The sequence below is a fragment of the Paenibacillus sp. sgz302148 genome, assembly GCF_056120465.1.
This window is the reverse complement of the sequence record NZ_JBVYOJ010000014.1, coordinates 113,737-129,603: the sequence shown is the minus strand read 5'-3', so window position 1 is coordinate 129,603 and position 15,867 is coordinate 113,737. Positions and strand designations below refer to the sequence as shown.

General features: G+C 42.4%; 17 protein-coding genes. 15 read left to right on the top strand and 2 right to left on the bottom strand.

Annotation, left to right across the window (positions count from 1 at the left end; genetic code table 11):
• Positions 1-101: 101 nt before the first annotated feature.
• The 7 genes from AC0LWM_RS20940 (at position 102) to AC0LWM_RS20910 (ending at position 7,734) form a co-directional block, all read left to right on the top strand.
• The gene (locus tag AC0LWM_RS20940) at positions 102-2,123 is read left to right on the top strand and encodes a 3-keto-alpha-glucoside-1,2-lyase-like domain-containing protein (protein WP_474676934.1); all 2,022 of its coding nucleotides are present in this window, start codon (positions 102-104) and stop codon (positions 2,121-2,123) included.
• A 217-nt stretch (positions 2,124-2,340) separates the two neighbouring features.
• On the top strand, positions 2,341-2,562 hold the full coding sequence (locus tag AC0LWM_RS20935; RefSeq protein WP_474676933.1) for a hypothetical protein: 222 nt from the start codon (positions 2,341-2,343) through the stop codon (positions 2,560-2,562).
• 145 nt (positions 2,563-2,707) lie between these two features.
• Complete coding sequence (locus AC0LWM_RS20930) at positions 2,708-4,144, top strand: PQQ-dependent sugar dehydrogenase (protein ID WP_474676932.1); 1,437 nt, start codon at positions 2,708-2,710, stop codon at positions 4,142-4,144.
• Positions 4,145-4,420: 276 nt separating this feature from the next.
• On the top strand, positions 4,421-4,564 hold the full coding sequence (locus tag AC0LWM_RS20925; protein ID WP_474676931.1) for a hypothetical protein: 144 nt from the start codon (positions 4,421-4,423) through the stop codon (positions 4,562-4,564).
• 34 nt (positions 4,565-4,598) lie between these two features.
• A complete protein-coding gene (locus AC0LWM_RS20920; RefSeq protein ID WP_474676930.1) occupies positions 4,599-5,396 on the top strand; it encodes a phosphotransferase in 798 nt (265 codons plus the stop codon).
• A gap of 29 nt (positions 5,397-5,425) precedes the next feature.
• A complete protein-coding gene (locus tag AC0LWM_RS20915; protein WP_474676929.1) occupies positions 5,426-6,274 on the top strand; it encodes a GNAT family N-acetyltransferase in 849 nt (282 codons plus the stop codon).
• 194 nt (positions 6,275-6,468) lie between these two features.
• Complete coding sequence (locus AC0LWM_RS20910; protein ID WP_474676928.1) at positions 6,469-7,734, top strand: helix-turn-helix domain-containing protein; 1,266 nt, start codon at positions 6,469-6,471, stop codon at positions 7,732-7,734.
• Between the two features lie 97 nt (positions 7,735-7,831).
• Here AC0LWM_RS20910 and AC0LWM_RS20905 read toward each other — a convergent pair whose 3' ends face one another.
• Positions 7,832-8,488 (bottom strand): hypothetical protein, encoded by a 657-nt coding sequence (locus AC0LWM_RS20905; RefSeq protein ID WP_474676927.1) that lies wholly within the window; start codon positions 8,486-8,488, stop codon positions 7,832-7,834.
• A gap of 211 nt (positions 8,489-8,699) precedes the next feature.
• On the opposite strand from AC0LWM_RS20905, the gene AC0LWM_RS20900 reads away from it, so the two are divergent.
• From AC0LWM_RS20900 to AC0LWM_RS20870, 7 genes are all read left to right on the top strand, one after another.
• The gene (locus AC0LWM_RS20900) at positions 8,700-9,299 is read left to right on the top strand and encodes a TetR/AcrR family transcriptional regulator (RefSeq protein WP_474677003.1); all 600 of its coding nucleotides are present in this window, start codon (positions 8,700-8,702) and stop codon (positions 9,297-9,299) included.
• A gap of 61 nt (positions 9,300-9,360) precedes the next feature.
• The gene (locus AC0LWM_RS20895; protein ID WP_474676926.1) at positions 9,361-10,569 is read left to right on the top strand and encodes an MFS transporter; all 1,209 of its coding nucleotides are present in this window, start codon (positions 9,361-9,363) and stop codon (positions 10,567-10,569) included.
• 65 nt (positions 10,570-10,634) lie between these two features.
• Complete coding sequence (gene pepT, locus AC0LWM_RS20890; RefSeq protein WP_474676925.1) at positions 10,635-11,867, top strand: peptidase T; 1,233 nt, start codon at positions 10,635-10,637, stop codon at positions 11,865-11,867.
• A 138-nt stretch (positions 11,868-12,005) separates the two neighbouring features.
• Positions 12,006-12,410 (top strand): hypothetical protein, encoded by a 405-nt coding sequence (locus AC0LWM_RS20885; RefSeq protein ID WP_474676924.1) that lies wholly within the window; start codon positions 12,006-12,008, stop codon positions 12,408-12,410.
• Positions 12,411-12,574: 164 nt separating this feature from the next.
• Positions 12,575-12,721, top strand: coding sequence for a hypothetical protein (locus AC0LWM_RS20880; protein WP_474676923.1), 147 nt, complete (start codon positions 12,575-12,577; stop codon positions 12,719-12,721).
• Positions 12,658-12,858, top strand: coding sequence for a hypothetical protein (locus AC0LWM_RS20875; RefSeq protein WP_474677002.1), 201 nt, complete (start codon positions 12,658-12,660; stop codon positions 12,856-12,858). The genes AC0LWM_RS20880 and AC0LWM_RS20875 overlap by 64 nt, the downstream gene beginning before the upstream one ends.
• A gap of 113 nt (positions 12,859-12,971) precedes the next feature.
• A complete protein-coding gene (locus AC0LWM_RS20870; protein ID WP_474676922.1) occupies positions 12,972-14,258 on the top strand; it encodes a GNAT family N-acetyltransferase in 1,287 nt (428 codons plus the stop codon).
• An 83-nt stretch (positions 14,259-14,341) separates the two neighbouring features.
• Here the strand turns inward: AC0LWM_RS20870 and AC0LWM_RS20865 are convergent, their stop codons facing one another.
• Positions 14,342-14,842: a L,D-transpeptidase gene (locus tag AC0LWM_RS20865; RefSeq protein WP_474676921.1), complete on the bottom strand. Its 501-nt coding sequence runs from the start codon at positions 14,840-14,842 to the stop codon at positions 14,342-14,344.
• Between the two features lie 161 nt (positions 14,843-15,003).
• Here AC0LWM_RS20865 and AC0LWM_RS20860 point away from each other — a divergent pair, with 161 nt between their 5' ends.
• Complete coding sequence (locus tag AC0LWM_RS20860; protein WP_474676920.1) at positions 15,004-15,741, top strand: WecB/TagA/CpsF family glycosyltransferase; 738 nt, start codon at positions 15,004-15,006, stop codon at positions 15,739-15,741.
• Positions 15,742-15,867: the final 126 nt, after the last annotated feature.

The window sequence follows — 15,867 nt, the reverse complement described above, 5'->3', positions numbered from 1 at the left end:
AGGTACTCAAATATTTATTTCTTCAATAAGTCAGGTTTGCGACATCATGTGGCATCAAAATAACTGTAAGGGAAAATATTTCAAAGGAGTTGTAAAGTCAAATGAAACAAGTTGCTAACATGAAAGAGCGTCAAGTAGCACTTGAAGAGCTCGTATCGATCGGAAGCGCACAACTGACTAGAACGGATGAAGGACTGGCTTTGGTTTGCCAGAATGATGCGAATGGCGCCACCGTTTTTCCGGAAGCATATGCCTTACCGATTAAAATTGATTTAATTGCCAAAACAAATTCGTCAAATCTTCATTTAAAGTACGGTACCGGCGGCGTGGTTTTTAACTGGGAATGGAATCGAAGCGAGTTGCACGTCCGCGATCATGTATTCGGAAATTCATATCCGGTTGCCGGCAAGGGCAAGATCCCGATTAACGAGTTCGTCCACATTTGTTGGATTTTGCATCATGACTATATGCTCCTTACCGTTAATGGAGAGGTACGGGTGTTTAGTGAAGAAGAGCCGTATATGGAATTAAAGAAAGCTGGAATTGCGAAGATCCCCGGATGCATGGTTGGTGTAGCGACTGGGGTAGGCGATACCGTCACTATCAAAGAACTGAAAGTAACGGATTTAAGTGATGTCGATTCGAGTGTACCTCTGGCTTTACTTGTCGATAAAAGCAACGTAGCAGTAAAGCCGGGTGAAAGCTTTACCCTTGGGAGCAGTATCTTTCCCAAAACAGCGCAGAGCGAAAGCATGATGTGGAGTACGAGCAACGATCAAGTACAACTGAATGATCTTGGCGACGGAAAGCTGTCGGTAACAGCTTTAAAACAAGGCACGGCTGTCATAACCGGCGTGACCTCTTCAAGTAAACGAACGGCGGTTTGTCATGTGAGATGTAGTGTTCCGGACTTTAGGACGAATCTTACGAATCTGAAGACGTTTAACGGTGAATGGTCGGAAGAGGACAAAGGAATGGTCGGAAGCGGCGATGGAGATGTTTTCATGATTTCTTCGGTATCGGCGCGCGATTTTGTCTATGAAGCGGATATTTGCATTGAATGGGGTACTGCCGCCGCATTAATGTTTAGAGCATCTGCCGATGCAACCGGGTTTTATTGCGCGAATATCGACTATTGGGGGCAACATGTAAAGCTTTGGAAAGCACCATGTCATTCAATTGTTGTCAAGAATACCGAAATCGTCCGTAATAAGTTGTATCGCATGAAGGTTATCGCGAACGGGGATCGTATCCAAGTCTATCTCGATGGCGACCTGATGATCGATTTAATTGATTCAAGCTATTCGGAAGGATATTTGGGCTTAAATGTATTTTGTGGAACCGGATTGTTTCAAAATGTAAACGTTACGCAGGTAACAGATTCAGCTGAACCTTTGGCTTTACTTGTCGATAAATACCACGTAGCGGTAAAACCGGGTGAAAGCTTTACACTGGAAGGCAGCATATTTCCGAGAACGGCACCCAACGAAACCATCTCCTGGAAGGCGAACAACGACGTCTTTCAATTGAACGATCTAGGAGATGGAAAGGTTTCGGTTACTGCTTTAAGTCGGGGCTCGGCTGTTATAACAGGCATAACCGCTTCAAGTAAACAAACGGCTGTTTGCCATGTGAAGAGCAGAGTGCCGGACTTTAAGACGAATCTTGACAATTTGACGCCGCTGAACGGCGAATGGTCGGAAGAAGACAACGGTATGTTGGGAAGCGGTGATGGTGATGTGTTTATCCTATCGTCCACTTCAGCACGGGATTTTGTATATGAAACGGACTTATGCGTTCAAGGTGGCGCCGCCGCATTGATGTTTAGAGCCACTCCCGGAGCGAATGGCTTTTATTGTGCGAATATCGACTTTGGCGGACAACATGTGAAGCTTTGGAAACCTTGGCATCCAATCGCTGTAAAGCATACCAAAATAGTCCCTAATCAAATGTATCGCATGAAGGTTATCGCGAACGGGGATCATATCCAAGTCTATCTCGACGGCAGCCTAATGATAGACTTAATCGATAAGACCTATTCAGATGGATATTTGGGCTTGAATGTCTTTAATGGAACAGGATTGTTTCAGAATGTGAACGTTACATCGGACAACATGGGTTGAACCGAGAAGGGAATGAGAATATGAAAAATAATGAAGAAATCATGTCAGAGCAAAAAGCGGAGAACATCGCAGGTAATCAGGAAGTAATAAGAAAGATCAATACAGGGCCCACTCTTCTACTTGTGTCCAATCTTACAGAATCCAGAAAATAAACGAAGTACTGGGGTGTGAGCATGACGACTGTGGTCATACTTCACGTGAAGGGTTATTCCTTCTAATGTACGAAGCAAAAAGTGCTGAGGATGTAAAGCCAATCAGTAGCATTCCTGGTGGTCCGCCATGGGATATTCTGGTTTATACAAACTCCCATGAAGAACTTTTTGAAGAATTTAAAGCAAAGAAAGCAATGATTCACTCTGAAATTAATGTGTCAGATTCTGGGTGGAAAGAATTTATTATTCAAGATTTAGATGGGTATAAAATTGGGTTTGGCGGTTAATCCGCTACATATTTTAAGAAAACATTAGGAGCGCCTCGGTATGATGGGGCGCTCTTATATTGCCCGGCACACGGATTGGTACTAATAGAACAGTTCTAATCATAAAAATATAAAAGAAAACAATAGGAAGGAGTGTAAAGCTAAGTTGAACAAAGTTAAAGTTCGTTTATGGCCCATTGTGAGTAAGATCAATATGCCCACTGTTTTGAAAACAACTTTTCTTCCGGGTGACCCAATTGAAAGCTTATTTGTTGCAACCCAGGTAGGCGAGATCTTTTACATACGAAACGGAGTTATAAAGACTTTTTTAGATATTCGCCCGCGAATCTTAAAACTAGGTGCTTCGAGCGGAGGTTATGATGAACGGGGATTGATAGGGCTAGCGTTTCATCCTCAATTTTATTATAACGGCCTTTTCTATCTTCATTTTTCGGAAGCTGGAACCCAAGGTCCAGGTGCTCTTCCGGGTGCACCTGCAAGTGCTTTTGAATCTTTTAAGCCTAACCCGTGCGATCCCGGAACTTTAAACCTAAGATGGACCAATAGAGAAACTCAATATGATCATATCGATACGGTAGAAGAATGGATTTTACAACCGAATGGCGGGCCTCAAAAACGACGGACATTGCTTAACTTAAGAAGACCGTTTTTAAATCATAATGGCGTCAATAGCTTAAATTTTTCACCTGAAACAGGAAAACTTGTTTTGACAACCGGGGATGGCGGATCAGGCTATGATCCGTTTAATGCAAGTCAGGACGATATGGAAATCGCCGGCAAAATTATTGAAATTGATATAGCTAAGAATACAATGATTGATAATCCACCCGTAGTCACACGTTTTCATGAACTTCCCGCGCCTATTCAGGAGACGCTTACGGTCATTGCCAAAGGGGTTCGCAATATACCGGGCATTTCATTTCAAAGGTTCTACAATCAGTACATCAAATATGTGGGAATTGTCGGACAAGATTTGGTAGAGTCGATTTTTTCATTCGTTCATTATAAACCGATACCGGTTACCCAGCTTATTCAAGCTTATTCGATGAATGCCGTACCAGACCAAGAAGGATTTATTAACTTTGGTTGGCGAGGGTGGGAGGGTGCTTTTCCAACTTCTTTCATTAGGGGCTGCTCAGCAAATCCAACCTTGGATGAGAAAATAATTGCATATTACAATGAAGCCATAACAACTTCAGTGAAGCGTCTTCCGCCTTTAACAAGTTATTATCATCAAGATCCAAGGCCCGATAAATTCGGGGGTACCGCGCTTACGGGAGTCCAGCCTTATATGGGGAATGGAATCCCCGGTTTAACGGGAAGCGTCGTGTTTACCGATCTTGCCCGGAAAGAAGAATCACGACCTCCAGTTAGAGGGGTTTTAGCTTATACCAGGGTCAGAACAGATTGTAAGCTCAATGATTTTAGCGTGATTGAAACCGATTATAATTTTGGATCTCAATCCGCTTATTATGTTAGTTTGGGATCGAATCTGGATCAAACCAGACTTTATTTAGGAGTTTATGGCTCGATGAAAGTGGCTGATTTTAACCAAGGTACTATTTTTGAAATTGTTCCATAATTCCTATCCGTAAAAAACGACGAGAGTGGAGCAGTATGCCGCGGCAGCTGTTCTGCTTTTTTTGTTTGATTATCTGGGCAGATTACGTTGATAAAAGAAATAAAACCGGCACAAATTATGTACCGGTAAGTAGACGCAACCCTAAAAAAGCCATAGATACATAATATTCTATAAAAAATTTCAACATAAGTCTATTACTTTTTCTGAATAAATTGTATGTTATTTAAGCGACCGCGGCGCAAATAGGGTAAGGGAGTTTGAGGAGGGCCAAATACCATGGATTATTCGAAGTGTTTTAAGGAAGTTTTGCTTCACTATTCTATTATCGACCCGATCGTGGAATTCATTCGTCATAATGAAAACATTACATACAAGGTAACGGAAAAAGGATCAGGAGACGTACCTGCTGCGATTGCATAAACCGATCACAAAAAACATGCAGGGCGTACAGAACATGCGCGAAGCGATTCAATCGGAATTAGAATTTTTGTCAGCCTGGTCGTCTCATTCCGAATTGCCTGTTCAAATCCCTTTTCCGAATCGAAACGGTGATTTCGTAACAAGTGTTGTTATTGAATGCGAAGAAGTGCATTGTTCAATCTTGAAATGGATTTTCGGGGAAACCATGTCCAAGAATGATTTCACCAGTGAGAATGCGGTTCGTGCTTTGGGGAAGCAAATTGCATATTTACATCAGTTTTCGCGGAATTTTAAACATCGTTCAAGTTTTATTCGACCCGAATATGGGTTAGAGTGGATAAACACCATGTTGACTCAGCTGCGATCAGGCGAAGAAATGGGTGTTATCACCACCATGGAATTTCAAATTCTTGAACAAGCATTTTCGCTGATAACTAACCGTATGAAAGGGTTGAGCCAAACGTTCGAAACATGGGGATTCATCCATGCCGACGTGAACAGCAGCAACTTAATCCGCGTATCCGGGGGAATTTCGTTCATTGACTTCGGTTTATCAGGGTTTGGATATTACACAATGGACCTCGCCATGGGTGCCCTATTTACTAAAAAAGAATTACGGGATGACCTGCTTTCCGGCTACACGAATATGATTTCCGGAAGTATAGACATTTCGCAGTTGGAAGACTTCATGTTATTGGCGATAAGCGGATACTACGCATTTTTGGTAAGTAGAACAGAAAAGCATGAGTGGATACGCGAAAATATACCAGGTCTTTTAGAACATTTCTGTGAACCTTTTCTTGAAGGCAAAACGGTTTTTTACAATATTTGATTTTTAATAAACGGAGGAATCGAAAGCAAATGAATATAGCAGGTATCCGATACGAACAATTCAGTGAAAAAGATTATAATGCCGTCAGAGATTTATTAAGCGATGACCTCGACGGGGGTAAAAACATTCTTCGGGTGCTTGCCGAAGAGCCGAAATTATTTATTACCGCGTATATTGAGAATACACTTGTTGCGCTGGCCCAAGTGAACGAGCCTGCATCTCAGTCGTACTTCACTGTGTTTGTCGCTCCACAGTTTCGCAGACAAGGAATCGGTTCTGCAGTGGTAAAGCATGCTGAAACCGTATTGCGGGCGGGAGGAACTCAAAATGTCAGGAGTTCTTTTCGTGTCGGTCATCACTCATCTCTCGCGTTTGCGCACAAGCTCGGTTATGACAGTTACTTTGCATCGGCTTTGATGCAGCGATCGGGCGCCCCCTTTCCTCTAGAGGAGCTTCCGGTGAGGCAGTATACGGACGAAGACTATCTTGCCAGTCAGTCGCTGTATGCCACAGCTTTCCATGAAATGCGCGTCCGTGTCGGGTGCTTTCCGGATTCTGTCGTTGCTCAGCCTAGTGAACAAGGACGAAGAGCATGGAAAGAGGATGCGCAAGACCGTTTTGTCTACGAAATAGATGGGGAAATCGTCGCTTATAGCCACATTTCAGGTAACGAACTCAGCAGTATTTCCGTCCGTACAGACTTCCAGAGGCATGGGATCGGAAGAAAGTTTGTTATGTATTTATGTAACGAGATCTATCAGCGTGGCAATACAAACGTCGACCTTTGGTGTGTTGTCGGGAATCATGCTAGAAATCTGTACGACAGCCTTGGCTTCGAAGAAAAGTATATAATGCAATTCATGCGGAAATCGTTGTAATCTCAGCTGGATTCCCTGCTAAAAATGGAGCAACTTGCCGCAGTGGCAGTTGCTTCACTTTTTGCAAGAACGGAATAATCGTCGAGAAGAGATTTATATGGGACTATATAATGATTTTCAGCTGGAGGTGACAAGTACTGGAAACACGAATTCAAGAGGTTATTGATTACATCGACGAACACGTAAAGGAAATTTTGGACAGCGACAAACTAGCCGAAATTGGTGCGTACTCCAAGTCACAATTTTTCAAGCTTTTTACCCTTCAAACGGGATACACGCCGATGAATTACGTGATGAGAAGAAAACTACATTTCGCCGCGAAGCGAATGATTACAACGCAAGAAAAAATCGTCGATATCGCGTACGAATTCGGCTTTGAGTCGCATGATGTGTTCGGCCGTGCCTTCAAGCGTGTTTATGGCATTACACCCGAGAGCTACAAGAAAAGAAGGTACGCGCTTGGCGAAATGACAAAAGCGGAGATGAAGAGAGGAATTCTCAACATGGTCGAAGTTGAAATCGTGAAAAGACCTTCGATGTATTTGCTCGGGGTAGAGGGGCGCATAGGCAATGAGCAGGGGGAAATGTCGATTGCTAGCGTGTGGGAGTATTATTTTCAGAACTGTCAGCAGTTATTTTCAAACGTAACAAACAGGGTGAAACCGGAAGAAGACGCGGAATATGCCCTTTCCCAATTTGACGAAGACGGTAAGTTCATCTATTTTGTTGGGTTTGAAGTAGTGGATATCGATTCAATTCCGCACGGCGCAGCAGGTAAAAGAATTCCTCCGTTGATGTATGCCAAGGCAACGCATGTAGGACCTCCTGCGGAAACTATAGGTCAAACTCTGGGTTATGTCTATGACGATTGGATTCTGAACACCACCTATCGTACTGGGCATCTTCGCGATTCACCCTATGCTGTTATTGAGTATTATGACAAGCGTAGCTGTCTTACGCCGCCTGAAATGGATATCTACGTTCCGATCAAGCAGCCTTCTGACAACATAATAATCGAAATGGAGCCTTATAAAGCCGTGTACTATCGGGCAATCGGCAATGATGCTGCCAAACTGAAATATGAGGCGTTCGATGTCATGATCAATTGGGTTGAGAAGCATCGCTTGGCACCAAATGTCCCCTTTAAACTGGGTGTTAAGTATGGCGAAACGGATGAACACGAAACGTTTTGCGAGGTGTTCTATAAATGCAACGATGAAGATTGGAACCAATCGGGGGCCGATAAAGTCAAAATAAAGGACTATGAAGGCGGAACGTTTGCCGTAGCATCAGGAGTGCATCATTTTCTGGAGAAAGACTGGGTTACGTTTAATAAATGGTTGGAGCAGCATCCCGATTACAAGGCTGCGGGCGGGTGTTATGAAGAGTTTTTGATTGAGAACGGCAAAGTGGAATTCTATACAACACTGGAATTTTACGAGAAGGTCGAGAAACGATAGTCGCAAACCGAACTTCGTCAGGTTCATCGTCAGGTTCGCGATATCAAGCCGCTCATTTGCGGCTTTTTTCCGTTTGCCGATTCAGGCGCGGAGTTACTTAAAAATAACTTTCCCGATTCGGATTATTCGCTTGACGTTTTAACAATTTAATATAGGTAAAACGTTGCAGTCCAGATGAAGTTGAAATGGCAAGATCTCCAAACACTTTCGCTTGCTCAAGATCGCCTTTTCGATAAGAAGCATCCGCTTCAAGTCCATACAACAAGTTTTTTCTCTTAATTTTATTTTTCATTATTTCATATGCTGACCAGTCATTCTGCAGCATGGCAATAACAGCGAAATAAGTATATCGGATCGATGGATCCAATATTTGCTCTGCTGCTTCTTTTGCTTTGTCGATATTTTTTCGTTCAATGTGTAGAATGACTTCTAAGGTCGCCCGCTGGCGCCTACCTTGGATACGATCGAGTTTTTTCGCAGCTGCCTCGAAATCACCATCTAACATATCCATTAGTGCAGAAAAGTAAACTCGTTTCTTTAACTTCCCGAGGTATCTCTCAACCTCGTTCATATTCTTGGATAAATGCAAAACATAATTAGCATGAATAATGGCTATTATACACGAAAAGATAATCACACCTAAGCAAAGCAATATTATGTTTTCGGGAGTATCGTAATTCTCGGTATTACCATACCAAATCCCAATTCCAATTCCTGCAATGAACATGAAACCCCAGAAAATAAACTTTCCCAACATAGATCCACCTTTCTTTTAAATCACGAAGATCATACCATACAAACACTGCTCAGTACATATTAGAAATGATTTCCATCAAAAGAATTAAGGCGCAATCCAACCAACATAAACGGACGACGTGGAATAAGGTTTGCAAAGACTTCACGCATCGAATATAATACTGAATAAATGTTCAGTATTAAGCCGGCCAGAAAGAGGTGAAGTAGGTGTGAATAAAAAGAAACAGCAAACCGAGCAAACGAAGAAGAAGATGGCCGATGCAGCAAGAGCTTTATTTGCTCAAAAAGGCTATAAAGCAACATCCATTGAAGACATTGTGAAAGCGACCGGGTGCAGTACCGGTAACATTTATTATCATTTTAAGAACAAGGAAGGCCTTTTTTTATACTTACTTGAAGAATGGAACGGCGAATGGGATAAGACATGGCAAGACAAGGAAAAGCTATACCCAACTACAATCGATAAATTATATGGCATGGCCGAATATTTGGCGCTCGATCAACTGAGTCATCCGCTGACGAAGGCCGCTGATGAGTTTTTCAACAACTCGGAGAAAGCTCCGGGTGTGGAGGATCGAATTAACGATATGGTCAAAGGATACATTGACTTTAATGAGCAGTTGCTCCAGAAGGGGATCGATAACAATGAATTCAAAATCACGAATGTTTCCGGCCTCGCTATTATTTTAGACAGTTTGCTGCTTGGGTTAAATCAACATAGCCGGAAAATGGAACGAGAGGAAGCGCTTGAGGCGTATCGGTTGGCTATGGATGTGTTTCTGCATGGCATTGCTAAGCCGACCCGCTAGCTTTTTTTTGCTATAATCCTGAATAAAGATTCAGTATTTTTTGATGATGGAGGAAATAAGAGTGGCATTATTGACAAAACATCGTGGAGCCTTACTGATACTCATGTTCAATCTACTTCTAGTCTTCTCGGGGATCGGCCTTGTCATCCCCATCATGCCGAAGTTTATGGAGAGTTTGGGAATTACCGGGGGGATTATCGGCTTGTTGGTTGCCGCTTTCTCACTAACGCAATTTCTTTGCTCTCCGTTGGCCGGCCGGTTGTCCGATTCCTTCGGCAGAAAAAGAATGATTGTCATCGGCTTGATTTTGTTCGCCTTTTCTGAAGTGTTGTTTGGGGTAGCCAGTTCACCTGTCCTACTCTTTACATCGAGGTTGCTGGGTGGCATCAGCGCTGCAATGATTATGCCGGCCGTTATGGCTTACACCGCAGATATCACCACACCGGAAGAACGCGCTGTAGGGATGGGGTATATTACAGCAGCCATTACAACCGGCTTTATTATTGGACCGGGCATTGGTGGTTATATTGCCGAATTTGGCATCCGCGTGCCTTTTTATGCCGCGGCGGCTGCAGGAATTTTCGCTGCATGCATCACATTGTTAATTCTTAGGGAATCGCTCCCTTCAAAAGAAAATAGTTCCGATCATCCAACTACCGTAGTTGAACGGAAAGGTCTTCTTTCGCAATTGAGGTACTCCTATAGAGAACCCTATTTTTTAAGCTTGATCATCGTTTTTGTTATGTCGTTCGGGCTTGCTAATTTTGAAACGATCTTTGGACTGTTTGTGGATCAAAAATTCGGTTTTGAGCCAAAGGATATCGCCTTTATCATCACGTTCGGATCCATAGCCGGCGCTGTGGTACAAGTTACGGCTTTCAGCTGGATTTTGAAGCGTTTTGGAGAGAAGCGAGTCATTTCGCTTTGTCTTTTCTTTGCGGGCTTGTTTATTTTGTTGACGCTTTTTGTTCACAAATTCTGGATGATTTTTGCTGTTACCTTTGTTGTATTTTTAGCGATCGATATATTACGACCGGCTATCAGCACGCAAATGTCCATGGTGGCTGAGGATCAGCAAGGCTATGTCGCCGGCTTGAACTCTGCCTTTACCAGTCTTGGCAATATTGCAGGGCCAATTGCAGCCGGTTTTTTATTCGATATGGATGTCAATTATCCGTATGCGCTGGCGTGTCTAGTTTTGTTTATTTGTTTCTTCTTATCGGTTAAAGGTAAAAAGCGACGCTTGCAGGAAGCTCATGCGTCCTCCTGAAGAGAAGTGGTGAGAACATAGTTATTAAGGATATAATAAAAAAAGATTGGAGTTGAGATAAGATCATGAAAACGGAGATCATGAATCGGTTTATTGCTTACGCACAAGTTGACACACAGTCCGATGAGGGCAGCGAAACTTGCCCTTCAACACCAGGGCAGCTCGTGCTGGCCCAAATGCTTGTCGACGAGCTGAAAACAATAGGTATGCAGGAAGTCACGGTGGATTCGAACGGATATGTAATGGCATCCCTTCCGGCCAATTCGGACAAAAAGATTCCAACAATCGGTTTTCTCGCTCATATGGATACGGCCACCGATTTTACCGGAGCAGGCGTGAAGCCGCAAATCGTAGAAGATTATAACGGACAAGACATTGTCTTGAATGAAGCACGGAATATTGTCCTTTCGCCGCGCGATTTTCCGGAGCTGGCCGGCTACAAAGGCCATACGTTGATAACGACAGACGGTACCACATTACTCGGAGCTGACGATAAAGCCGGTATTGCGGAAATCATGACCGCGATGGCTTATCTGATTCGACATCCGGAACTGAAACACGGGAAAGTAAGAGTGGCTTTCACTCCGGATGAAGAAATCGGCAGAGGCCCACATAAGTTTGATGTGTCCGCCTTCGACGCAGTATATGCCTATACGATGGATGGCGGCCCTCTTGGCGAGCTCCAGTACGAAAGCTTTAACGCTGCAACGGCCATCATTACTTGTAAAGGGAAGAACGTTCATCCCGGCACGGCCAAAGGTAAAATGGTCAACGCTGCCAAAATAGCCATGGAGCTGCATGGAAAACTGCCGGCTGATGAAACTCCCGAGAAGACGGAAGGCTATGAAGGCTTCTATCATCTGACTTCCATTCAGGGCGACGTCGAGCAAACACAGCTTCGTTATTTGATTCGGGATCATGACAGCAATCGGTTCAAGGAGAGAAAGTCCGAGCTGGCTCGTATCGTAGAAGAATTACAGAAAATATACGGAGAAAAGCGAATTGAGCTCGAAATCATAGATCAATACTTCAACATGAGGGAAAAGATCGAGCCTGTAATGGAAGTAGTGGACATCGCCAGACAAGCACTTGAAAACCTTGGAATCGTGCCGATTACTCAACCGATTCGCGGTGGCACGGATGGCTCCCAGCTATCCTACATGGGGTTGCCTACACCGAATATTTTCACAGGCGGGGAAAATTACCACGGGCCGTTCGAGTATGTTTCAGTTGATAATATGGTGCAGGCTGTGAATACCATCATTGAAATCGTTAAGCTGTATGAACAAAGGTCCTGAGGGTAAGTCGTTCTTAAAATTAACGGGCACGAAAGTGGAATAGCTTGCCGCGGCAACTGTTCCACTTTTTTTTGTTCGGCAAACTGGCAGGAATGCAAAACACAAAACCGAAATAGTAATGATCAAAGGAGGGATGTTTTGAAACTGAAACTTGTTTATTTTTCATTAATAATAATCGGAATGTTATCTTTACTTTATTTGATGAATAAAGCGTATTATCAAGTACAAGACGCAAATAAATCGCTGAGTCCAACATTAAGTTCTTATATATGGATGACTCTACTGTTCTTCATTTTTGGTATCCTAATTGAGTGGAAAGCTTTATACAACGTAATAAAGGGACAGATAAATGTTAGATGGCAGATCTTTATTATCGGGATTATTCTAGCCATTTTAATCTTTATTCCTGGTTTATATTGGATACAGTGGTTCGGGTTTGGTCTTCCTTTTTATATAGATATATTGTGGAAATCAGAAATCCGAGCACTTCTTGCAGCCTTTTCGGGAATTTTATTAATTCGTTCAATAGGTAGTAAAGAATGATGCAGATTCATGGAGATTCTTTAAAGGGGGTTAGAATATCATGATGTGCTAACAATAATTAGGATGCTCCAGCAAAGTCTAGATTCTCAAATACTTGGAGTGATCGAGTGTGAGAGATGAAGATTTTGCACCCTTAAAAATATTTTTTTAAGGAGCGGAGCAAAATGAAATACCTTAAAGCCAAAACAGTTTTTCCCCCTGCTTTACTTGAAGAAATTCAAAGTACGTTCAAGGTGAATATGTTTACATTCCAAATTCAAAAGGCTCCAGGAAACAATGGGGTACCCGAACAGGAAGTAAAGAAGATTTAGCTCGAAGAAATGAACTAATACGCTCCGATTATGTTCAAGGAGCATCAATAACACAGTTATCACAAAAATACTGTCTTTCTGACGACAGTATTAAAAAAATTGTTTACACGAAACGGATAAAAAGCTCGTCTGGGTAAATCCAGATGAGCTTTTTTTTGCTGTAAAAAAACAGTAAGATAAATTCTTTATATACGCTGTAGAGAAGGAGTTGGTTTATGCTCATCATAGCAAAACGAAGGGTGGTAATTGTATGAATAAAGAATATTTGGATGTCCTTGACGGCAACTTTTCGGTGCGATTTGCCAATAGCGGAGATATCGATGAACTTGCGGCATTTCTCGTACGTAACCAAGAAAATGAGGACTGCGATCGCTGGGTTCGTTCAATGATGGTTAATAAGTATTGCTCCCCCGAGCCGGACCGATTTCTAATTCTAGAAGACACTAGGAAGACCAAAATCGCCTCCTCCATGGCAATCATACCAAGCATCTCGTGTTATGGCGGTCAACAAATTCGAACAGCCCGAATCGATCTTGTTAGTACCGACCCGTCGTATCGAAATCAGGGATTCGTTCGATATCTTTTTAAAGTGGCACATCAATTTTTCGAAGATAACAATATTGTTGTGAACTGTGTTATTGGTCGTCCGTGGTATTATACGCAATTCGGAGAATATGCTGTGGCTAGGCCTAACGAGGAGGGGAAACTCTATTCGGATTTCTCAAAAGAACACTTTGTTGAAGAGTATGCCAATAAGTACACAATAAGTGATGCGGTCGACAGTGATCTCGAATTCTGCGGGAAATTATATCGAGAGGCTAAGATCAGGTATCTGTTATATCGCTATATGTATAACGACCAGTTTGCATCTTCCACTAATTTCCCCGACGGTGTGAAAATAATAAAAAATGATCTGGGCGAAAATATTGGTTTCATCGCATTAGATATCCACGGGCTGAATCAATCCAACGTTTCTGTTTATTTAATGGAACTAATTGACGGTATATCTTGGTTAGATTTAAAAACGGTTATGCTAAATTATTTAGCTGAATATGGTGAAAAACTAGCATCCAAATGTAATGAATCGTTTCAAGGAATCTCCTTCGTATTGGGGAAGGAACATCCGTTTTATACAGTACTGCCAGAGGCGTCGTTGCAAACTTTGCGAGGGTACCCGGGTTACATTCAGATCAACGACCTTGTTGGATTTTTCAAAACAATTACCGCGGTATTGGAACGAAGAATAAGCAATTCCGTTATGGAAGGATATACTGGCAGTTTCACAATAAATCTTTGGAAGAAGATGCGTGGCATCGCGTTCGCATTTGAAAATGGAAGGATGGTTGAGGTAAAACAATGCAATCTGGATGGCGGGGACTTTAACATATCTCAGGAATCGTTGACTCAACTTATTTTCGGTTGGAAGGGGATTGATGATTTGTTGCTCGATTATCCGGAAGTTGGATTCCGTCATGCCGATATCGAAAAATTGGTAGGGATTCTTTTCCCAAGGGAAACATCCTTCATTCCCTTCTAATATAAAATCAAAACAAACAAAGGCTACCGATAGATTGATCCGGCAGCCTTTGCTCTGAACGATACTCAACTTGTACGAGGTAATTATTTCTGAATGAGAACCATCGTATTGACTTTGATCTTATCATACAGCCAACGGACATCTTTGTTATGCATTCGGATACATCCTGCAGATACGTATTTGCCAATGGAAGATTCATCATTATTGCCATGGATGCCATACGCGTACGACGTTTGCCCGTTTTTCTTCACTACTAGACCTAGCCAGCGGTCTCCGAGGGGGTTCTTTGGATCACCGCCTTTGATTTTCTCTTTGTAGTAAGGCCTGTTTTTGATTTTCTCGTGAATTTTGAACAGTCCTTCAGGCGTGTACGATGGCTTTTTGCCTGTTGCTACAGAGAAGGTCTTAATGGCTTTTCCCTTTTCGTAGTAGGTCAACTTGTTTGTCGACTTATCAATGACTATGAATTGGGTGTATCCCGCATACTTGCTGTTCAACTTTGCGGTTTCTGCATAACTAGACGCTGGAAAAAAGATCATGCATAGAAATGTCAAAAGAATACCGGTAACAAACAATTTCTTCAACCAAGTTCACCTCTCCGAATGGTTTAAGCACCATTCATTCTATGAGGTGAAATGTAAATTATTGTATGTCCCTGTAAATATAACTGTAAAAAGGGTAGATGGATTGGAAACCGAAACCATGTTAAAATATGGGCAACTTTAAATGAAGGTGGACATGCATTGTGGAGAAATACGCTAAAGTAATGGGAATTCATTTCCCCAAAATCACATTAGATCGTACCGTCGAGATTCTTACTCATGTTATTGAACAGAATCGACCCGAACTTTTTCACGTAATTACGGTTAATCCAGAGATCACTATGGCATGTCAGAAGGACAGGTCGTTACGTTCAATCGTAGATGAAGCTGGTCTTATTACGGCCGACGGTATAGGAATTGTCATGATATCTCGTTTAAGAGGTGGAAATATACCCGAAAGGGTTACTGGATACGATACGTTGATAAAGTTACTTGATTCAGGAAACCAAAAAAAATGGTCATTTTATTTTCTGGGTGCAGATCCGGTCACAAATCAAAAAGTATGTGAGGTTATTGGCAAGAAATATCCCGACCTTGTTATACGAGGTAGGCACCATGGATTCTTTAAACAATGTGAAGAAGAAATGATAGTCGAAGAAATTGCGTCTTTAAAACCAGATATATTGGTCGTTGCACTTGGAGCACCTAATGCAGAGAGATGGATCCATAAGTATAAATCAAAACTTAATGCCAAAATTGCTATTGGTGTTGGCGGAAGTCTCGATGTCATTGCAGGAAAAGTAAAGGCAGCTCCTGAAAGTTGGAAGCGACTTCACTTGGAATGGCTTTACAGGCTGATACAACAACCTTCTAGATGGAAACGTCAGTTGATCTTGCCCCGATTTGCAATTCGTGCATTGTTATTTCGCGAGGACAAGTAATTCATTCGATTCTGACGGGTAAACCTCCGTACGTTAAGGAGCTGAAATGATAGTGGAGGCTCCTTATCTTCATATAAAAAACGATCAGATCAGCGATCATATCTGTCAAACGACTGCACACAATGA

Bases quoted from the DNA above. Each gene is read 5' to 3' on its own strand.
- AC0LWM_RS20940 (WP_474676934.1), top strand. From the start codon at position 102: ATGAAACAAGTTGCTAACATGAAAGAGCGTCAAGTAGCACTTGAAGAG.
- AC0LWM_RS20935 (WP_474676933.1), top strand. From the start codon at position 2,341: ATGTACGAAGCAAAAAGTGCTGAGGATGTAAAGCCAATCAGTAGCATT.
- AC0LWM_RS20925 (WP_474676931.1), top strand. From the start codon at position 4,421: ATGGATTATTCGAAGTGTTTTAAGGAAGTTTTGCTTCACTATTCTATT.
- AC0LWM_RS20920 (WP_474676930.1), top strand. From the start codon at position 4,599: ATGCGCGAAGCGATTCAATCGGAATTAGAATTTTTGTCAGCCTGGTCG.
- AC0LWM_RS20915 (WP_474676929.1), top strand. From the start codon at position 5,426: ATGAATATAGCAGGTATCCGATACGAACAATTCAGTGAAAAAGATTAT.
- pepT (WP_474676925.1), top strand. From the start codon at position 10,635: ATGAAAACGGAGATCATGAATCGGTTTATTGCTTACGCACAAGTTGAC.
- AC0LWM_RS20880 (WP_474676923.1), top strand. From the start codon at position 12,575: ATGAAATACCTTAAAGCCAAAACAGTTTTTCCCCCTGCTTTACTTGAA.
- AC0LWM_RS20870 (WP_474676922.1), top strand. From the start codon at position 12,972: ATGAATAAAGAATATTTGGATGTCCTTGACGGCAACTTTTCGGTGCGA.